Source organism: Kitasatospora sp. NPDC093550, assembly GCF_044764985.1.
GTDB lineage: Bacteria > Actinomycetota > Actinomycetes > Streptomycetales > Streptomycetaceae > Kitasatospora.
This window is the reverse complement of the sequence record NZ_JBIWJF010000001.1, coordinates 720898-738664: the sequence shown is the minus strand read 5'-3', so window position 1 is coordinate 738664 and position 17767 is coordinate 720898. Positions and strand designations below refer to the sequence as shown.

The window sequence follows — 17767 nt, the reverse complement described above, 5'->3', positions numbered from 1 at the left end:
GACGGTATCCCTCGGGGATCGGAGGAGCGGGGGGCCATGCGCGCGTGGTGTTCCGCGGCAGGCGTCACGACTTGGAGGCACCGGCGGTCAGGCCGGTGACCAGGTGGCGCTGCACCAGGTAGAAGAAGGCCGCGGAGGGGATCGCGATCAGCACGGCGGTCGCGGCCATCAGGTTCCACTGGGCGTCGTGCTCGCTGACGAAGGTCTGCAGGCCGACGGCCAGCGTGTACTTGTCGGAGCTGAGCATGAAGGTCGAGGCGAACGGGACCTCGGCCCAGTAGGTGAGGAAGGAGTAGAAGGCGGCGACCGCCAGGCCCGGACGGGCGAGCGGCAGCACCAGCCGCCAGAAGGTGCCGAACGGGGTGAGCCCGTCGACCCGGCCGGCCTCGTCGATCTCCACCGGGATGGTGTCGAAGTAGCCCTTCAGCAGCCAGGCGCAGTACGGCACCGTGGTGGTCGAGTAGACCAGGATCAGACCGGTGTAGCTGTCCAGCAGGCCGAGTTCGGAGAGCATCGTGTACATCGGCACGATCAGCACCGCGATCGGGAACATCTGGGTGACCAGCAGCGACCACATCAGCGGCTTGTGCCCGGGGAACTTCATCCGGGAGACGGCGTAGCCGGTGGTGGCGGCGAGCAGGACGCCGAAGACGGTGGTGATGCCGGAGACCAGCAGGGCGTTGCCGAACCAGGTGAAGAAGTCGGTGTCGGACAGCACGTGCTGGTAGTTCGCCAGCGTGAGCTTGTCGAGGATCTGGCCGGGGTGGAGGTAGTCGGTCTTGTCCGGGCCGAGCGAGACGAAGAGGATCCACGCGACCGGGAACAGCGCGAGCAGGCTGGCCACGATCAGGATGCCGTGGGACAGCGCACGGGCCAGCGGGCTGCTCTCGCCGCGCCGGCGGACCTTGGCCGGTCGGGCGGTCGGGGCCGCGGTCGCCGCGGGGGCCGGGCGTTCGGTGGTGGTGCTCATCGGGGGTACCTGCCTTCGTGGGTCAACTGGGTCCGGGGCCTCAGCCGTTGGCCTGCTCGTTGCGGGCGAGCCAACGCCGGTAGAAGGCGGTGAAGACGATCAGGATGGACAGCAGGATCACGCCGTACGCGGCGGACTGCGCGTAGTCCCGGGGGATCTGGCCGAAACCGAGGCGGTAGGCCCAGGTGACCAGCAGCTGGGCGTCGGGAGCGCCGGTGCCGAACAGCAGGAAGATGACGTTGAACTGGTTGAAGGTCCAGATCACGCCGAGCAGCACGACGGTGGAGGAGACGCTGCGCAGCCCGGGCATGGTGACGTGCCGGAAGCGCTGCCAGGGGGTGGCGCCGTCCATCTCGGCGGCCTCGTACAGCTCGGCCGGGATCGACTGCAGGCCGCCGAGCAGCGAGATCATCATGAACGGCACGCCGGCCCAGGTGTTCACCAGGATCGCGGCGACCTTCTGCGCCCACGGGTCGGTGAGCCAGCCGGGCTCGGGCAGGTGCAGGGTGGACAGGATGCCGTTGACGACACCGCCGTCGGCGAGCATCAGGCGCCAGGAGAAGACGGTGACGAAGGTCGGCACGGCCCAGGGCAGGATGAGCAGCATCCGGTAGGCGGCGCGCCCGCGCAGCTTCTTGTTGAGCAGCAGGGCGAGGCCGAGGCCGAGGGTGTAGTGCAGGAAGACACAGACGGCCGTCCAGGCGATGGTCCAGACGAAGTGCGACCAGAAGCGGTCGTACGAGCCCGGGCCCCACAGGATGTCGGCGTAGTTGTGGAAACCGATGAAGTGGTAGCTGGCCGGGATCTCGTTGACGCCGATCTTGCGGGCGACGTTGAGGCTGTTGGCGTCGGTGAGGGTGAGCCAGATGCCCTCGCCGAGCGGGTAGAGCACCAGCACGCCGAGCACCAGCACGACCGGGGCGATCATCGCGTAGGCGTACCAGTGCTTGGCGTAGGAGCGCTTGACGCGTTCCAGCAGGCCCGGACGCTGCTCGCGCTCCCGGCTGCCCTTGCCGGTGGCGCCCTGCACGGCGACTGACATCGTTTGCACCTTCTCGGGGGGATTCTCGGGGGAGCCGACGGCCCGGCCTGCCGGGGGCGGCGGGGGCGTGTGACGGGTGACCGGTGACGAGTGACGGCGAACAACTGACAGATGATGAAATCTGTCGTCTGTTATTCGTTCGCCGTCACCCGTCGCCCGTCGTCCGTCCCCCGCCATCCGCAGTCCGGCAGACCGGGCTCAGGGACTACTTGGCGAAGCCCGGCAGGAGCTTGGCGTAGTCAGTGGCGACGGTGTTCAGCGCGTCCTGGGTGCCGGTGCCCTGGAGGGCCTTGCCCAGGTTGGTGCCGAGCGAGGCGAACAGCGAGCTGTACTCGGGCAGTTCGGGGCGCGGCTTGGCGCTGCTCAGGATGCCCTGGAAGCCGGCGATACCCGGGTCGGCCTTGACGTCCGCGGTGAAGGCGTCGGAGCGGGTGGGCAGCGTGGAGTTCTTCTGCGCGATGAACGCCTGGCTCTCGGCCGAGGTCATGAAGGCGGCGAACTTCTCGGCGGCGGCCTTGTGGGCCTTGTCGGCGCCGGCGTAGACCGCGATGTTGTGGCCACCGGTGGGGGCGCCGGCCTTGTCGGCCGAGGCGCCGGGGACGGCGGCGATGCCGAGGTTGTTCTTGTCGGCGAAGGCCGAGCCCTTGTAGATGTTGGTGATCTCCCACGGGCCCTGGATGATCGCCGCGACCTTGCCGCTGTTGAAGGCGTCCATCATGTGGGCGTAGGCGTCGGTGGTGACGTCGGCCTTGGCGGTACCGGGCGCGGTGAACATCGTCTTGTAGGTCTCGACGGCCTTGACGGCCTCCGGCGAGGTGACGGTGATCTTCTTGCCGGCGGCGTCGACGGTGTCGGTGCCCTCGCCGAACAGGAACGGCATCGCGTAGTAGCCGTCGGCGGCCTTCAGCCAGAAGCCGTCCACGCCCGCCTTCTCCTTGACGGCGGCGGCGTCGGCCTTCAGCTCGTCCCAGGTCTTCGGCGCCGCGGTGATGCCGGCCTTGGCGAACAGCTCCTTGTTGTAGAGCAGGCCGAGGGTGTCGGTCACCAGCGGGACGCCGTACAGCTTGCCCTCGTACTTGGCCTGCTGGATCAGGCTGGGCTGGAAGGCGGAGGTGTCGGCGGCGGCCGGGGTGCCGTCCAGCGGCTCCAGGTAGCCGGCCTTGGCGAAGGCCGCGGTCCAGCCGACCTCGGAGCGGAACACGTCCGGAGCGCCCTTGGCCCCCATGGCGGTCTGGAGCTTGTTCTGCGCCTGGTCGAACGGGACGTTGACGAAGTCGACCTTGATGTTCGGGTTGGCGGCCTGGAACTTCTTGACGAGCTCCTGGTAGTTCGGCGCCTCGTTGGTGGCGTTCGAAGTGTCCCAGTACGTGAGGGTGACCGGCCCGTCGGCCTTGCCGTCCGAGCTGGAGCCGCTGCTGCCACAGGCAGCCATCGAGACCGCGAGGGCCACAACGAGGGCAGAGGCCGCGATGCCACGCCGCATGAGAACTCCTTGGGAGGGTGGGGGTGCCCGAGATGTTCGGAGACAGGCGCATAATGGCTGCCTCGTGCCGACCGCATCGTTGCTGCCGTCGGGCTCGGGAAGGAAGTTAACAGCGGTGAAAGATCGACGGAAAGTCCTTGCAGCAAGTTTCTGCAAGAAACGGGGATCGTTACATCCACGTGTCCTGGACGTTGCCACACGGTAGTTGACGTACGACCCGATCGTCCCGGTTCGCCCGATTCACCCCTCCCCCGGGTGGCCGACGGAACCACCGTGCGTGGCGGAAAGCCGCCTCCAGCAGACTGGACGCATGCGCATCAGAGCCGTCACCAGGGACGAACTACCGCTGCTGACCGAGCTGGAACGAGCCGCCGGCGCCCCCTTCGCCGCCATCGGCATGCCGGAGATCGCCGAGGACGAGCCCCCGGCCCCGGAGGAGCTGGCGCACTTCCTGGAGCACGGCGTCGCCCTGGCCGCCGAGGCCCCCGACGGCGCGATCGCCGCCTACCTGCTGGCCGAGCCGGTGGACGGCGCGCTGCACATCGAGCAGGTCTCGGTCCACCCCGACCACGCCCGCCGCGGCATCGGCCGGGCCCTGATCGACCACCTGGCGCGCACCACCGAGGCCCCGGCCCTCACCCTCACCACCTTCGCCGAGGTGCCCTGGAACGCCCCCTACTACGCGCGCTGCGGCTTCCGCCCGCTCACCACCGCCGAGCTCACCCCCGGCCTGCGCGAGATCCGCCACAGGGAGGCCGAGCACGGCCTGGACCGCTGGCCCCGGCTCTGCATGCGCCGGGACCTGCGCCCGTGAGCCTCCTGCTTTCGTGAGCCGCCCGGGCCCGTGAGCCACTGGTGTCGTGAGCCGCCCGGGCAGGTGAGCCGCCCAGCCCCGGGGCCTACCGGGCCCGGCACGCCCCCGCCTAGGCGGTCCCCAGCCGCAGCACGGTCGTCGAGCGGAACTCCTCCCCCGGCCGCAGCACGGTGCTCGGGAACGCCGGGTGGTGCGGGGAGTCCGGGAAGTGCTGGGTCTCCAGCGCGATCCCGGCGAACGGCCCGTACGGGACGCCGCTCGCGCCGGTGACCGCGCCCTGGAACTTGTTCGCCGTGTAGACCTGGATGCCCGGCTCGGTGGTCAGCACCTCCAGGGTGCGGCCGCTGACCGGGTCCTCCAGCAGCGCCGCCCGCGCCGGGCGGCCGTCCGCCGGACGGGCGCGCAGCACCCAGTTGTGGTCGTAGCCGCCCGGCCCGACCAGCTGCGGGTGCCGGTCGTGCACCGACTTGCCGACCGGCGTGGCCACCGTGAAGTCGAAGGGCGTGCCGGCCACCGGCTCGGTGTGCCCGTACGGGATCTGCCGCTCGTCGGCCGGGGTGTACTCGTCGGCGTCCAGGGTGAGCAGGTGCCCGAGGACGTCCCCGCTGCCTTCACCCGCGAGGTTGATGTACGCGTGGTTGGTCAGGTTGACGACGGTCGGCTTGTTGGTGACCGCGCGGTAGGCGATCACCAGCTCACCGGAGGCGTCCAGCGTGTAGTCGACGGTCAGGTCGAGCGCCCCGGGGAAGCCCTGGTCGCCGTCCGGGCTGTGCAGCCGCAGCCGCACCCCGCCCTCGACCGGCTCGGCCGCCCACATCCGGTTCGCGAAGCCGTCCGGCCCGCCGTGGATGGTCATGCCGCCGCCGGTCGGCGCGAGCGGGTGCTCCTCGCCGTCGATGGTGACGGAGGAGTGGTCGATCCGGTTGGCGTACCGGCCGACCACCGTGCCGTAGTGCCGGGCCGGACCGAGGATCTGGGCCAACTCGTCGGTCGAGAGCAGCAGTTGGGCGGAACGGCCGGAGCGGTCCGGCGCGCTCAGGGTGTGCAGGGTGGCACCGAGGGTGAGCACGCTCGCCTCGTACGGGCCGGCCGTGAGCGTCCAGCGCCCGATCGCGGCACCCGCGCCCGAGGGGTCGAGGGGTTGGTGCCGAACGCTGGTGGCCTCGCTCGCCATGGCCTGCTCCTTCACTGTCGGCCGCAGCGCACCGCGACCGCCCGCTTCTTCCTGGTCCGCCGAGGAGGCGCCACGGCAGCCCCCGTGTCCGTCAGCCTAGCGACGGCGGCCACGGCGGGGGCGCACCCGCGCCAGCGCGCGCCGCCCTTGCGCGACAACCGCCCTGACCGGCCGCCACCACTCTCCGTGCACCGGGCCACCGTACGGGAGCCTCCGCACCTCCCGCGGCCCCGCACCCGCCCACTCACACACACGAGAAGCCCGTACGGAACGAGACCGGACCCCGTGCGCCACGCCGGGCTCCTACTCCTCCGCGTCCGGCCGGGTCGCCTCCCGCTGCTGCGGCGGCAGCCCGAGCGCGGAAGCCAGCCCGTCCGGCCCGCTGCCCGCCTTGCGGTAGACCGCCGCCAGTCGCCGGTTGACCAGGCCGATGTTCAGACCGAGCTCCTCCGCGATCCGCTGCGGCGGCAGGCCCTGCACCGCCCGCCGGGCGACCTCCAGCTCCGGGCCGCTGAGCGCGTCCAGGGTGTCCCGGAAGTCGCGCAGTCCCAGTCGGTTGGGCCGCAGGCCGTAGTTGGCCAGCTCCCGCCGCGCCTGGTCGACCAGTCCCTCGGCCGAGCAGTGCTGGGCCAGCTCGATGCCCTGGTACAGGTACTCCTGGGCGTCCTCCAGCCGCCCCACCCGGCGCAGCGCGGCGCCGAGGTCGACCAGCGCCACGGCGTGCTCGTAGCCGGCCGGGGACTGCCCCAGGTGCATCACGGCCTGTTCCAGCAGCTCGACCGCCTGCTGCCCGTCCTCGACCTGTGCCTGCAGCCGCAGCGCGGTGCCGATCGCCGAGGCGGTGCCGAAGGCGCGGGCGTCGTGGACGGCCTTCTGGGCGTAGTCGCGGGCGCGCTCGGGCTCGTCGCTCGCGATAGCGATGGCGAGGTGGCCGGCCCAGGGCGCCCAGACCGTGTTGCGCCAGCCCCGGACCTCCAGCTGGGCGCCGGCTTCGGTGAGCGCGGCGGCGGCGCCCGCGTGCCGGTTCTTGGCGATCAGCAGCTTGCCGTACAGCGAGGCCGCGTCCGGCAGCACCATGGCGGTCGCGTGGTACGGCGGGTGGAACCCGAAGTCGTTGGCCAGCTCCCAGGCCTCGTCGACCCGGCCGCGGGCGATCAGGGTGTCCACCAGCACGCCCACCGCGTCCCAGGCCAGCGGCAGCTTCTGCCCGATCCGCTCGGAGATGCGGTACGCCCGGCGCAGGAAGTCCTCGGCCTCGGCGAGCAGGCCGCGGCGGAACCGGGCCAGTCCCATCAGGAAGTACGCGAAGCCCCGGTGGGCGCCGCTCCACCCGGCGACCTCGAACTGGATGATGGCGTCGGCGGCCAGCCGCTCGGCCTGGGCGACCCGGTCGTTGTAGATGTACGTGAGACCGAGCATCGAGGGCAGTTCGAAGCCCCAGGTGGTGTCGGTCCAGCCGAGGCCCTTGGGCAGCCGGCCGCCGTCGAGGACCTCGTCGGCGAGCGCGAGCGCCTCGGCGGAGGAGCGGCCCCGCAGGGTGAGGTCCCAGGCCCGCATCGCGAGCACGGCCCGGTCGGCCGCCTCCCGGCCGGTCAGGCCGCGGCACATCTCGCCGAGCCGGGCGGAGCGGCCGGGGCCGTCCTCCTCGGACTTGCGGAAGGCGTGCCACATGAACGAGGCGGCCTGGAGCCGCTGCCGCCTGGCCGGGTCGTCGGTCTTCTCCGCCTCGTCCTGGCAGACCAGCGCGGCCTCGCGCAGCTCGCCGCTGTGCGCGAGCACCTCGGAGAGCCGGAAGGTGGCGTCCACCCGCAGTTCGGGGCGCAGCGGCACCTCGTCCGGGTGGAGGGCGAGCTTGAGCTGGTTGACGGTGGCGACGGGGTCGGTGAGCAGGGCGGAGCAGCCGAGTTCGTACAGCACCTCGGCCTTGATCTCGTCGGCGGGCGGCTCGTTGAGCGCGCGGTGCAGGCAGCGCTGGGCGGCCTCGGGGGCGCCGATGAGCTGGTGTTCGACGGCGGCGCGGCGCAGCTTCTTGACGATCCGGTCGTCGCCCTCGCCGGAGTGGGTCTCGACCAGGTGGCGGGAGGCGGCGAGCAGGCCGAGCCCGGCGTTCTCGATCTCGACGGCGGCGATGCCGTGCATGCCGAGGCGGGTGGCGTCCGGCATGGTGTTGTAGATCGAGCTGGCGATCAGCGGGTGGACGAACTCCAGGTTCCCGTTGGGGGCTTGGGTGAGCACGCGCTGCTTGCGCAGCTGCTTGATGGAGTCCCGGGCGCCCTCGGTGCTCTGGGTGGAGATCCGGGTGGCGAGGTCGACCCGGATGTCGGTGCCCAGCATGGCGCAGGCCCAGGCGAAGCGCAGGGTGCTGGCGCCGAGCCGGTCCAGCCAGCTCTTGAGGGTCATCCCGGTGGCGTCGACGGCGAGTTCGCGCAGCTGGCGGGAGTTCTCCTCGACCGGTTCGAGCTCCTGGTCGCGGACCTGGTCGAGCAGGGCGACGACCTCGAAGGGGTTGCCGTTGACGACGTTCCAGAACTCGTAGCAGAAGGCGTCCTCGGCCTTGTCGCCGAGTTCGGCGCGGATCATGTCGGTGACGGAGCTGAGGTTGAGCCGGTTGAGCTCGTGCTTGCGGCCCTTGAGGCCGACGACGTCCCGGCGGAAGTCCTGGGTCTCGGCCGGCCAGTCGTTCTCGTCCTCGCGGAAGGCGAAGACGAGCAGGACGGGCAGTTCGCCGGAGCGGACGGCGAACTTGGCGAGCCAGGAGAGGGATTCGGCGTCGGCCCAGTGCAGGTCGTCGACGATCATCACCATCGGCGCGCGGCGCGGTGCGAGCTGGGTGAGGACGTAGTCGAGGCCGTCGCGCACGCCCTGCGGGTCGAGTCGGCGGGCGCCGGCCTTGGGCTGCTTGAGGCCCATGGCCGGTCCGACGACCTCCTCCCAGGTACCCATGACCTGGCGGAACTCGTCCGGCCGCAGGTCGCTGAGGACCGGCTGGAGCAGCTGGCGCAGGACGTGGTAGGGCTCCTTGAACTGCCGTTCACCGCCTCGGGCGAACAGCACGGTGGCACCCTCGCGCAGCTTGGCGATCCGTCGGACCTCGTGCAGCAGGCTGGTCTTGCCGATGCCGGGGCGGCCGGAGAAGGCGAGCAGACCGCCGATCTCGGTGCCGCCGGCGGCGAATTCGCGGCAGAGGCGGTCGACGGCGGCTTCCACCGAACGCAGTTCGGCGTCGCGGTCGCGCAGTCGGACCCGCGGCGCGGCGCCGTCGCCCTCCCGGCCGGAACCGGTTCCCGTCCGACGTTCGTTCCCCTGCTCGGTCACCGTCGCGCCTCCGCCTCGCCCGATCCCGTCACAGCGCCATCACTGCGTGGAGCCGAGGGTAGCGCTGCGTGGGCCGCACCGTGCGGCATTCGTGCAGGCTGGGGCGGACGGTGAGGGTTCGGACGGCTTGCCAAGGGCAATTGCCCTATATCCCTAACGTCCGATCATTACATCAGATACCCTACGGCCCTCGAAGCTCAGATGATCTTGCGAATCCCACCCTCACCATCTCGGCCTCGACGTGTCAACTCCCCCACGATCAGTGTTCGAACCACAAGCGCCCCCACCCTCCGCTGCACCGGGAGTCCGATGTCTGACGACAGCTCACTTCAGATCCCGTTCCCGCACCGCCGCAGTCCGCACGGCCCGTACGCCACCGCGCTGCACCGCGACTGGCTGATCCGCCACCCGCTGCTCCCCGACGCCGACCACCCGGGCTACGCGCACTGGGAGGTGGTGGACCTCGCCGCGCTCGGTTACCCGGACGCCGGACCGGACGAACTCGCCCTGGCCGCCGACCTGATGGGCTTCTACTTCCTCTTCGACGACCAGTTCGACGGCCCGCTCGGCCGCCGCCCCTCGGAAGTCGCCCCGATCTGCGAGCGGCTGATCGCCGTCCTGCACGGCGCCCGCCCCGACCAGGACTCCGCCGTCGAGACCGCCTTCTCCGACCTCTGGAACCGGAGCGTGCGCGGCATGCCCGCGCGCTGGCAGGCGCGCGCCGCGTACAACTGGGAGTACTACCTGGCCAGTCACCCGGCCGAGGCGGCCGGCCGGATCTCCACCCGGCCCCCGGACCGGGACGGCTACCTGGAGCTCAGACGGGGCACCGCGGCCATGGAGACGATCTTCGACATGGTCGAGCGGATCGGCCAGTTCGAGGTCCCGGCCGCCGTCCTGCACCACCCGGTGCTGCGTCAGATCCGCCAACTGGCAGCCGACATACCGTCGCTCAGCAACGACGTGCGCTCCTACCCGCTGGAGGCGCCGCGCGGGGACGTGAACAACCTGGTCATGATCGTCCAGCGCGAGCGCCGCTGCTCGGCCGAGGAGGCCTGCTCGGCGGTCATCGCGGAGGCCCAGCTGATGGTCGAGCGCTGCGCCGAACTGCACGAGCGACTCCCGGACGTCTACCGCGAGTTGGGCCTGTCCCGGATCGAGAGCGCGATCGCCCAGCGGTACGCGGACGGGCTGCTCACCTGGCTGGCCGGCTACCTCAGCTGGGAGGCCCGCACCGGCCGGTACCACACGGTCTGACACCCGGTCGGACCGCCGGGGCGGTCGGACCTCCTCGACCGGCCGCCCCCACGAACGTCCCGCCCGACGGTCGGCACCGCCCGTCGCACCGGCCGTCGCACGGGCCGCCGCACCGGCCGGCGCCGGGCCGACGCCGGGCCGACGCACCGGCCCGCCCGCACCCGGGAGAACGGCCGGAACGCACACCCTCCGTACGGGCTCGGCGTACGGACCGTAGCCGCGGCGCGCGCCCGACGGTTATCGTGCTCGGCGGCGGGCGCCCCGAGCGGGTGTCCGGCCCGTGCGCGTGCCCCACCCTCCCGCCGGGCCGCCCCCGACCGGGCGGCCCGGCGCGCCGCCCGCGGCCGTACGGTCCGGGCGGTGCCCGACCTCGCGAGGAGACACCAGAGCATGACGGTCTACCAGCCCCCCGGCGCACCCGGCAGCATCGTCGCCTACCGCTCCCGGTACGAGCACTGGATCGGCGGCGGTTGGACGCCCCCGGTGCGCGGCGAGTACTTCGGCGACCCGACCCCGGTCACCGGCGAGGTGTTCACCGAGGTCGCCCGGGGCACCGCCGAGGACATCGAGGCCGCCCTGGACGCGGCCCACGCCGCCGCCCCCGCCTGGGGCCGCACCCCGGCCGCCGAGCGGGCGCACGTGCTGCTGCGGATCGCCGACCGGATGGAAGCCAACCTGGAGCAGCTGGCCGTCGCGGAGAGCTGGGAGAACGGCAAGCCGGTGCGCGAGACGCTGGCCGCCGACCTCCCGCTCGCCGTCGACCACCTGCGCTACTTCGCCGGCGCGCTGCGCGCCCAGGAGGGCAGCCTCTCCCAGCTGGACGAGGACACCGTGGCGTACCACTTCCACGAGCCGCTGGGCGTGGTCGGCCAGATCATCCCGTGGAACTTCCCGATCCTGATGGCGATCTGGAAGCTCGCCCCGGCGCTCGCGGCCGGCAACGCGGTGGTGCTCAAGCCCGCCGAGCAGACCCCGGCCTCGGTCCTGCTGCTCGCCGAGCTGACCGCCGACCTGCTGCCGCCCGGCGTGCTCAACATCGTCACCGGCTTCGGCGAGGAGGCCGGCGCCCCGCTCTCCGCCAGCCCGCGGATCCGCAAGCTCGCCTTCACCGGCGAGACCTCCACCGGCCGGCTGATATCCCGGGCGGCGGCGGACAACCTGATCCCGGTCAGCCTGGAGCTCGGCGGCAAGAGCCCCAACGTCTTCTTCGCGGACGTCGCCGACGCCTCCGACGCCTTCTACGACAAGGCCGTCGAGGGCTTCGCGATGTTCGCCCTCAACCAGGGCGAGGTCTGCACCTGCCCCAGCCGCGCGCTGATCGACTCCGCGATCTACGAACGGCTGCTCGCCGACGGCCTGCAGCGGGTGCGGGCGATGCGCCAGGGCGACCCGCTGGACACCGAGACCCAGGTCGGCGCCCAGGCCAGCGCCGAGCAGCTGAAGAAGATCCTCTCCTACTTCGAGATCGGCCAGGCCGAGGGCGCCAAGATCCTGACCGGCGGCGAGCGCGCCGACCTCGGCGGAGCGCTGTCCGGCGGGTACTACGTGACGCCGACGGTCTTCGAGGGCGACAACGCGATGCGGGTCTTCCAGGAGGAGATCTTCGGCCCCGTCGTCTCGGTGACCCGCTTCGACGGCTTCGACCAGGCCGTCGCCCTCGCCAACGACACCCAGTACGGGCTCGGCGCGGGCGTGTGGACCCGCAGCCTCAACACCGCCCACCGCGCCGGACGCGCCATCCAGGCGGGCCGGGTCTGGACGAACTGCTACCACGCCTACCCGGCCCACGCGGCCTTCGGCGGCTACAAGAACTCCGGCATCGGGCGGGAGAACCACAAGGCGCTGCTGGAGCACTACCAGCAGACCAAGAACCTGCTGGTCAGCTACTCCCCCGACGCGGTCGGCTTCTTCTAGGCCGCTCCGGGCGCCGCCCCGAGGCCGGCGCCCATGAGCCGCGCCCCCGAGACCGACGCCACCGAGGCCGCCGCCCGGGCCGTTCGGGGCCCCGGAAGTCGTGGGGCGGGGGGCCCGCCCCGGGGGCCCCCGCCCCCCCCCCCCCCCCCCCCCCCCCCCCCCCCCCCCCCCCCCCCCCCCCCCGGGGCCGGGGGGCCCCGCGGCCTGGGGGGGGGGGGCCCCCCGCCCGGGCCCCCCCCCCCCACCGCCACTCCCCGCGGCGGGCACACCAGGCAAATCGCCTGGTTCGGGATCTAAGCACATGAATCACCTGATTTTGCCGACGCGCCGCCGACATGCCCGCGCCTCCCGCGCGAACGCCGTAGACAGGACTCCCCAGTCCGCTCGTCCCCGTTGGGAGTCCCGGCCGATGACCATCGCCCCCGCCAAGCTCACCGACCCCGCCGTCCGCGCCTTCGTCACCGCGATCAACGCGGGCGACCGGGAGTCCTTCTTCGCCCTGCTCGCCCCGGACGCGACCATGTCCGACGACGGTTCCGACCGCGACCTGACGGACTGGGTCGACCGGGAGATCTTCGGCCCCAACGGCCGGATGGCCGTCCAGACCGAGTCGGACGGCGGCCACGCGCTGGTCGCCGAGTTCACCAACGACACCTGGGGCATGATGCGCACCGCCTGGCGCTTCACCGTCGAGGGCGGCAAGATCCACCGCTTCGACACCGGTCAGGCCTGAACCCCGCTCAGCCCGGCCCCGCCCGGTCCGGCCCCGCCCGGCCTTGACCGCCGCGCAGCCTGAGCCCCCGCCCCCAGGAGGCTCAGGACAGCCCCAGGCACCCCCGCACCGCGCGGATCAGGTTCCGCGAGCGGGCGTCACCGGTGACACCGGGCTGCATGCCGTTGGTGACGTACCCGAATCCCAGCCCGAGCTCGGGGTCGGCGAAGCCCAGCGAGCCGCCCCGCCCCGGGTGCCCGAAGCTCGCCGGGGAGGCCATCGGCGCGGTCGGGCCGTGCCGCCAGAAGCCCAGGCCGAAGGTGGAGTTGACGATCAGCACCCGGTCCGGCCCGCTCACCACCGGGCCGACCGCGCGGCCCAGCACCTCGGGCCCGAGCAGCGGTGGAAGCAGCGCACCGGTGCCGTCCGGACGGTCGGCCGCACCGATCAGCGCCGCGTAGAACCGGGCCAGCGAACGGGCGGTGCCGATGCCGCCCGCGCCGGGGATCTCGGCGGCCTGGACCGCCGGGTCGTTGAGGTCCACCCCGGGGAGCACCGAGGCGAAGGACCGCGCGGTCAGCGAGGCCGGGTCCTGGTAGGCGTCCCGGACGGACTGCTTGGGCCGCAGCCGCAGCCCGCTCGGCCCGGTCCGGGCCGCCTCCGGGGCGGGCAGGTCGACCAGCCTGCCGACCCGCGGCGCGGCCCCGGCCGGCAGCCCGATCCACAGGTCCAGCCCGAGCGGCCGGGCGATCTCCTCGGCGAAGTACTGTCCGACCGTCCGGCCGCTCACCCGCCGCACCACCTCGCCGACCAGCCAGCCGAAGGTGTACGGGTGGTAGCCGTGCGCCGTACCGGGCTCCCAGGCGGGCGACTGGGCGGCGACGGCGGCGGCCGCGCGCTCCCAGGTGAGCACGTCCTCCAGCCGCAGCGGCACGTCCAGCGCGGGCACCCCGGCCTGGTGCGAGAGCAGCCAGCGCACCGGCACCCCGCCCTTGCCCGCCGCCGCGAACTCCGGCCAGTACGAGGCCACCGGCGCGTCCAGGTCCAGCAGGCCGCGCTCGACGGCCAGCAGGGCGGTGGTCGCGGTCAGGCCCTTGGTGACCGAGCGGAGCACCTGGGCGGTGTCCGCCGTCCACGGCACCGCCGGCGCGGGCCGCCCGCCGACCTCGGGCCGGGCGTCACCGCCCCACAGGTCGACCACCTTGCGGCCGCGCACGTACAGCGCGAAGGCGGCACCGAGCTCGCCGAACTCGGCGAAGTTCCGGGCGAACGCCGCCCGCACGGGCTCGAACCCCTCGGCCGTCCCGCCCCAGATCTCCACCACCGCGCGCCGCCTTCAGCCCGTTCCGAGTCCTCGCCGTCCACCCGCGTTCGAAGGTTCGTGGGAAATCCGTTCGAGCCGAGCCCCGAAACCCTAACCTGTCGTTCATGACCAACCCCGCCGAAGAGCTGCTGGACGTCGTCGACGAGCAGGACCGGGTGATCGGAACCGCCCTGCGCGGCGAGGTCTACCGACGCGGCCTGACCCACCGCTGCGTCTTCGTCCTGGTCCGCGACCCGGCCGGACGGATCTTCGTCCACCGCCGCACCGACACCAAGTTGTTCGCCCCCGGCGCGTACGACATGTTCGTCGGCGGCGTCGTCGGCTCGGGCGAGGGCTACGCCGAGGCCGCCGTCCGCGAGGCCGAGGAGGAGCTCGGCGTCCACGGGATCGCCCCGCGCCCGCTGTTCAAGTTCCTGTTCCGGGAGCCCGACGGCGGCAAGCTCAGCTGGTGGTGCGACATGTACGAGGCCGAGTGGGACGGCCCGGTCAGCCCGCAGGAGTCCGAGGTCGCCTGGCACGCCTGGCTCACCCCCGAGGAGCTCGCCGAACGCCTCACCCGCGACACCTTCGTCGCCGACGGTCTGGAGGCCTACCGCCGGTACCTGGCCTTCCGGGCCGCGTAGCGGCGGTCGGGCCGCCGGCCGCCGGGACGGCCGGGTGGTGCTGGACAGTGCCGGGGTGGGGAACGGGCCGGGGTGGGCCGCACAGGCCGCACAGGCCGCATGGGCCCGCGGACGACCGCCGGATAGGCTGACGCGCATGGCCTCCCGTACGCCGTCCCCGACGGCCGACCGCGCAGCACGGACCTCCGCACCCGACCGGGCGGCGGCGGGTGAGCGGCCCCGTCGGCGGCTGAGCGTGGACGAGCGGCGGGAGCAGCTGATCGCCGTGGCGCTGGAGCTGTTCAGCCGGCGGCCGCCGGAGGAAGTGTCGATCGACGACATCGCCGCCGCCGCGGGCGCGTCCCGGCCGCTGGTGTACCACTACTTCCCGGGCAAGCAGGCACTGTACGAGGAGTCCCTGCGGCGGGCCGGCCAGGAGCTGTCGGCACGCTTCGAGGAACCCATGGAGGGGCCGCTGTCCGAGCGGCTCCACCGGGTGATGGGCCGCTACCTGGACTTCGTGCAGAGCCACGGGCCGGGCTTCGCGGCCCTGCTGCGGGGTGGCTCGGTGGCCGCCAGCGCGGGCACGTCGGCGGTGATCGACGAAGTGCGCCGGTCCGCGCAGGAGCAGATCCTGTCCCACCTGGCGATCCCCTCGCCCAGCCCGGCGCTGCGGCTGACCGTCCGCGCCTGGATCGCCAACGCCGAGATCACCTCGCTGGAGTGGCTGGGCGAGCGCTCGGTGCCGCTGGAGGAGCTGCAGCTGCACCTGGTGCAGGAGTTCGTCGCGGCGCTCACCCTCACCGCGGCCCGGGAGCCGGCGCTCGCCGCCGAGCTCGCGGGCTTCTTCGCCGGCGAGCGCCCGGAGGGGCCGACCGGGCGCCTGGTGCGGGACCTCGCCGGCCTGCTCGCCGTCCCGGGGATCCTCGACGCGATCACCGCGCTCGCGACCGAAGCCCCGGACGCCCCTGATGCCCCTGATGCCCCTGATGCCCCGGACGCTCCCGGGCCCGGCGGGGCCGCTGCGCCCGGTGGACCCGCCGGTACTCCTGGGGCCGACCCGGCCGCCGACGAACCGTCCCCGCGGGCCACCCGGGATTCCGAGGCCGCGAGCTCGCCCGAGTGATCATCGGGTCATCCTGCGGTTCGGTCCCGACGGTGGGCTCTGATAGGAATGGGCAGGGATCTGACGGCCCGCCGCCGCGGCGCGCCCGGTCCCACCCGAACCACCGACGGCAGACGGAGCAGAGCGGGGGGCTCACCAGTTGACCCAGGACGTCCAGTTCAGTGCGGAGGCCAACCCCTTCGCGGCAGCCGAGCAGGTCTGCGCGACCCTCGGCACGCTCACCGACGCCCTCTTCGACGAGCACACCTCGCGCCACCCGGCGGCTTCGCTGGGCGCCCTGCGATCCGTCGGACACCCCTCCGCCGAGGCCCTGTTCGGCCTGCCGCTGGCCCCCAACGGCCCGGTGCACGCCGCCGTCGACCGGCTCGGCACGGTGATCACGGCCGGCTCCGCCCGTCCCGGCACCGGCGCGCGGATCGCCGACCGGGTGATCGACGCGCTGCAGTCCCGCTACGGCGGCGGGGCGGTGCGCGGCGCCGTCGCCGACCGGGGCACCACCTCGGCCGCGCTGTTCCAACTGCCGGTCACCGGCGAGTTCGCCGACGCCAAGCTGCGCCCGCCGTTCGCCCCCGCGCTGGCCGCGCTGGCGGCCGGGCAGCAGACCAGGCAGCCGGTGGAACTGCCCACCGGCGCGGGCGCCGAGGTCCGCCTGGTCGTCCCGCCCGGCTTCCACCCGCTGACCTCCCCCGGCGGTCCCCCCGGGGTCTCCGCCCGTACGGTTCCCGCGCTGCCCGCCGACGCCGACGCGGCCGCCCCGGCCACCGTCGCGGCCGCCGCGGAGCTGACCGAGCACCTGGCCGAGGTCGCCGAGGAGCTGTTCAGCGCCACCGGCGTCGAGCCGCGCCGCGACTTCGCGGTGGTCTCCGCCACCCTGGCCGACCTGAACCAGGACGCGGGCGTCGCCTACGCGGGCGTCTGCGCGCTGGAGCTCGACGACCGCACCTCGGACGCCGCCCTCGTCATCTCGCTCGCCCGGCACCCGCTGCCGATCACCGCGCTCGCCACCGAGCTGGCCACCGTCCGACGGCACGCCGAGGTGTGGACCGTCCTGCTGCCGGCCGGGCCGGCCGCCGTCCTGGTCGAGGGACGGACCGTCCCGGTACCCGGACCGCTGGCCGCCGACGGTCAGCGCCGCTGGGTGGTCACCTCCGCCGTCCAGGCCTTCGTACCGCTGCCGGACGGCGGGACGGTGCTCTGCGTCCAGCTCTCCACGGCCCGGCCGGAGGACTGGGAGCTGTACACGGAGGCCTTCGCGGAGCTGCTGAAGAGCATCCAGTTCGGCTGGGACGGCGAGCCGGCCTCGACTGCCGTGCCCGCCGCCGTACCTGCTCCCCCGCAGGCGCCTGCGCCTGTCCCGGCTCCGGCTCCGGCTCCGGTCCAGGAGACGCGGACGGAGGAACCGCGGCCGGAGGACCCGAACGAGGTGCCCGTCCACCTGCGCGGCACCCCGGTCCGGGTGCCACCCGCCGACTTCAACCCCTTCGCGCTGATCGCCGAGTCACCCGCCGAGTCGCCTGCCGAAGCCGAGCCGACCGACGAGGACCGGCCGAAGGGCACGCCGGTCATGATTCCGCCCCCGGACTTCGACCCCTTCGCCATGCCGGATTACCCGTCCACCCCGGCCGCCGCGCCCACCGCACAGCCCACCGGAGCGCCCGCGGCCACCGACCCGTTCGGCACGACGGTCGCGGCCGAGCAGAAGAGCGACCCGTTCGGCACCACTCTCGCCCCGCAGGGCCCGGCCGTCCCGCCGCCGCCCGCGGCCCCGCCGATCGTGCCGCCGCCCGCGGCTGCCCCCACCGCCGACGCCGGTGCCGAGGCGACTGCCGAGGACCGGCCGAAGGGCACGCCGGTCATGATTCCGCCCCCGGACTTCGACCCCTTCGCCATGCCGGACTTCCCGTCCACCCCGGTGGCGGAGGAGCTGACGGCGGCGGAGGCGGAGGCGGAGGCGGCCCCGGAGCACCGTCCGTTCGGCTGAGCCGACGACAGTGAACAGGTAACAGCTGACAGATTTCAGATTTCGTTCGCTGA

At 73.1% G+C, this 17767-nt stretch carries 12 protein-coding genes and 1 pseudogene; 7 read left to right on the top strand and 6 right to left on the bottom strand.

Translation table 11 applies throughout. The features are described from left to right. Window positions 1–64: 64 nt before the first annotated feature. From ACIRD3_RS03110 to ACIRD3_RS03100, 3 genes are all read right to left on the bottom strand, one after another. Window positions 65–970, bottom strand: coding sequence for a sugar ABC transporter permease (locus ACIRD3_RS03110; protein WP_402210660.1), 906 nt, complete (start codon window positions 968–970; stop codon window positions 65–67). Window positions 971–1010: 40 nt separating this feature from the next. Further along, window positions 1011–2012 carry a carbohydrate ABC transporter permease gene (locus tag ACIRD3_RS03105; RefSeq protein ID WP_402210657.1) on the bottom strand — a complete coding sequence of 334 codons (1002 nt, stop codon included), beginning with the start codon at window positions 2010–2012 and terminating at the stop codon, window positions 1011–1013. Between the two features lie 205 nt (window positions 2013–2217). Then, complete coding sequence (locus ACIRD3_RS03100; protein WP_402210654.1) at window positions 2218–3495, bottom strand: extracellular solute-binding protein; 1278 nt, start codon at window positions 3493–3495, stop codon at window positions 2218–2220. A 310-nt stretch (window positions 3496–3805) separates the two neighbouring features. On the opposite strand from ACIRD3_RS03100, the gene ACIRD3_RS03095 reads away from it, so the two are divergent. Beyond that, complete coding sequence (locus ACIRD3_RS03095) at window positions 3806–4309, top strand: GNAT family N-acetyltransferase (protein ID WP_402210651.1); 504 nt, start codon at window positions 3806–3808, stop codon at window positions 4307–4309. A 109-nt stretch (window positions 4310–4418) separates the two neighbouring features. On the opposite strand, the gene ACIRD3_RS03090 is transcribed toward ACIRD3_RS03095, so the two are convergent. Then, window positions 4419–5483 (bottom strand): aldose epimerase family protein, encoded by a 1065-nt coding sequence (locus ACIRD3_RS03090; protein WP_402210648.1) that lies wholly within the window; start codon window positions 5481–5483, stop codon window positions 4419–4421. Window positions 5484–5786: 303 nt separating this feature from the next. Further along, window positions 5787–8798 (bottom strand): ATP-binding protein, encoded by a 3012-nt coding sequence (locus ACIRD3_RS03085; RefSeq protein ID WP_402210645.1) that lies wholly within the window; start codon window positions 8796–8798, stop codon window positions 5787–5789. 309 nt (window positions 8799–9107) lie between these two features. Here ACIRD3_RS03085 and ACIRD3_RS03080 point away from each other — a divergent pair, with 309 nt between their 5' ends. The 3 genes from ACIRD3_RS03080 (at window position 9108) to ACIRD3_RS03070 (ending at window position 12702) form a co-directional block, all read left to right on the top strand. Further along, window positions 9108–10055 carry a terpene cyclase gene (locus ACIRD3_RS03080; protein ID WP_402210642.1) on the top strand — a complete coding sequence of 316 codons (948 nt, stop codon included), beginning with the start codon at window positions 9108–9110 and terminating at the stop codon, window positions 10053–10055. Between the two features lie 390 nt (window positions 10056–10445). Then, window positions 10446–11969 (top strand): aldehyde dehydrogenase family protein, encoded by a 1524-nt coding sequence (locus tag ACIRD3_RS03075; protein WP_402210639.1) that lies wholly within the window; start codon window positions 10446–10448, stop codon window positions 11967–11969. A gap of 409 nt (window positions 11970–12378) precedes the next feature. Next, window positions 12379–12702, top strand: a complete 324-nt coding sequence (locus tag ACIRD3_RS03070) for a nuclear transport factor 2 family protein (protein ID WP_402210636.1) — start codon at window positions 12379–12381, stop codon at window positions 12700–12702. Window positions 12703–12784: 82 nt separating this feature from the next. Here ACIRD3_RS03070 and ACIRD3_RS03065 read toward each other — a convergent pair whose 3' ends face one another. After that, the gene (locus tag ACIRD3_RS03065) at window positions 12785–14005 is read right to left on the bottom strand and encodes a serine hydrolase (protein ID WP_402210634.1); all 1221 of its coding nucleotides are present in this window, start codon (window positions 14003–14005) and stop codon (window positions 12785–12787) included. A gap of 104 nt (window positions 14006–14109) precedes the next feature. Between ACIRD3_RS03065 and ACIRD3_RS03060 the strand changes: the two genes are divergently transcribed. The 3 genes and pseudogenes from ACIRD3_RS03060 to ACIRD3_RS03050 all read left to right on the top strand — a co-directional run bounded on the left by ACIRD3_RS03060 (window position 14110) and on the right by ACIRD3_RS03050 (window position 17714). After that, entirely contained in the window at window positions 14110–14628 is a 519-nt protein-coding gene (locus tag ACIRD3_RS03060; RefSeq protein ID WP_402210631.1) for an NUDIX domain-containing protein, read from the top strand. Between the two features lie 229 nt (window positions 14629–14857). After that, a pseudogene (locus tag ACIRD3_RS03055) lies at window positions 14858–15514 on the top strand (TetR/AcrR family transcriptional regulator); the annotation flags it as partial. A gap of 358 nt (window positions 15515–15872) precedes the next feature. Beyond that, the gene (locus ACIRD3_RS03050; RefSeq protein WP_402210629.1) at window positions 15873–17714 is read left to right on the top strand and encodes a hypothetical protein; all 1842 of its coding nucleotides are present in this window, start codon (window positions 15873–15875) and stop codon (window positions 17712–17714) included. The last annotated feature ends 53 nt before the right edge of the window (window positions 17715–17767 follow it).

Coding starts and splice junctions, on each gene's coding strand:
- ACIRD3_RS03110 (WP_402210660.1), bottom strand. CDS start 970: ATGAGCACCACCACCGAACGCCCGGCCCCCGCGGCGACCGCGGCCCCG.
- ACIRD3_RS03105 (WP_402210657.1), bottom strand. CDS start 2,012: ATGTCAGTCGCCGTGCAGGGCGCCACCGGCAAGGGCAGCCGGGAGCGC.
- ACIRD3_RS03100 (WP_402210654.1), bottom strand. CDS start 3,495: ATGCGGCGTGGCATCGCGGCCTCTGCCCTCGTTGTGGCCCTCGCGGTC.
- ACIRD3_RS03095 (WP_402210651.1), top strand. CDS start 3,806: ATGCGCATCAGAGCCGTCACCAGGGACGAACTACCGCTGCTGACCGAG.
- ACIRD3_RS03090 (WP_402210648.1), bottom strand. CDS start 5,483: ATGGCGAGCGAGGCCACCAGCGTTCGGCACCAACCCCTCGACCCCTCG.
- ACIRD3_RS03080 (WP_402210642.1), top strand. CDS start 9,108: ATGTCTGACGACAGCTCACTTCAGATCCCGTTCCCGCACCGCCGCAGT.
- ACIRD3_RS03075 (WP_402210639.1), top strand. CDS start 10,446: ATGACGGTCTACCAGCCCCCCGGCGCACCCGGCAGCATCGTCGCCTAC.
- ACIRD3_RS03070 (WP_402210636.1), top strand. CDS start 12,379: ATGACCATCGCCCCCGCCAAGCTCACCGACCCCGCCGTCCGCGCCTTC.
- ACIRD3_RS03060 (WP_402210631.1), top strand. CDS start 14,110: ATGACCAACCCCGCCGAAGAGCTGCTGGACGTCGTCGACGAGCAGGAC.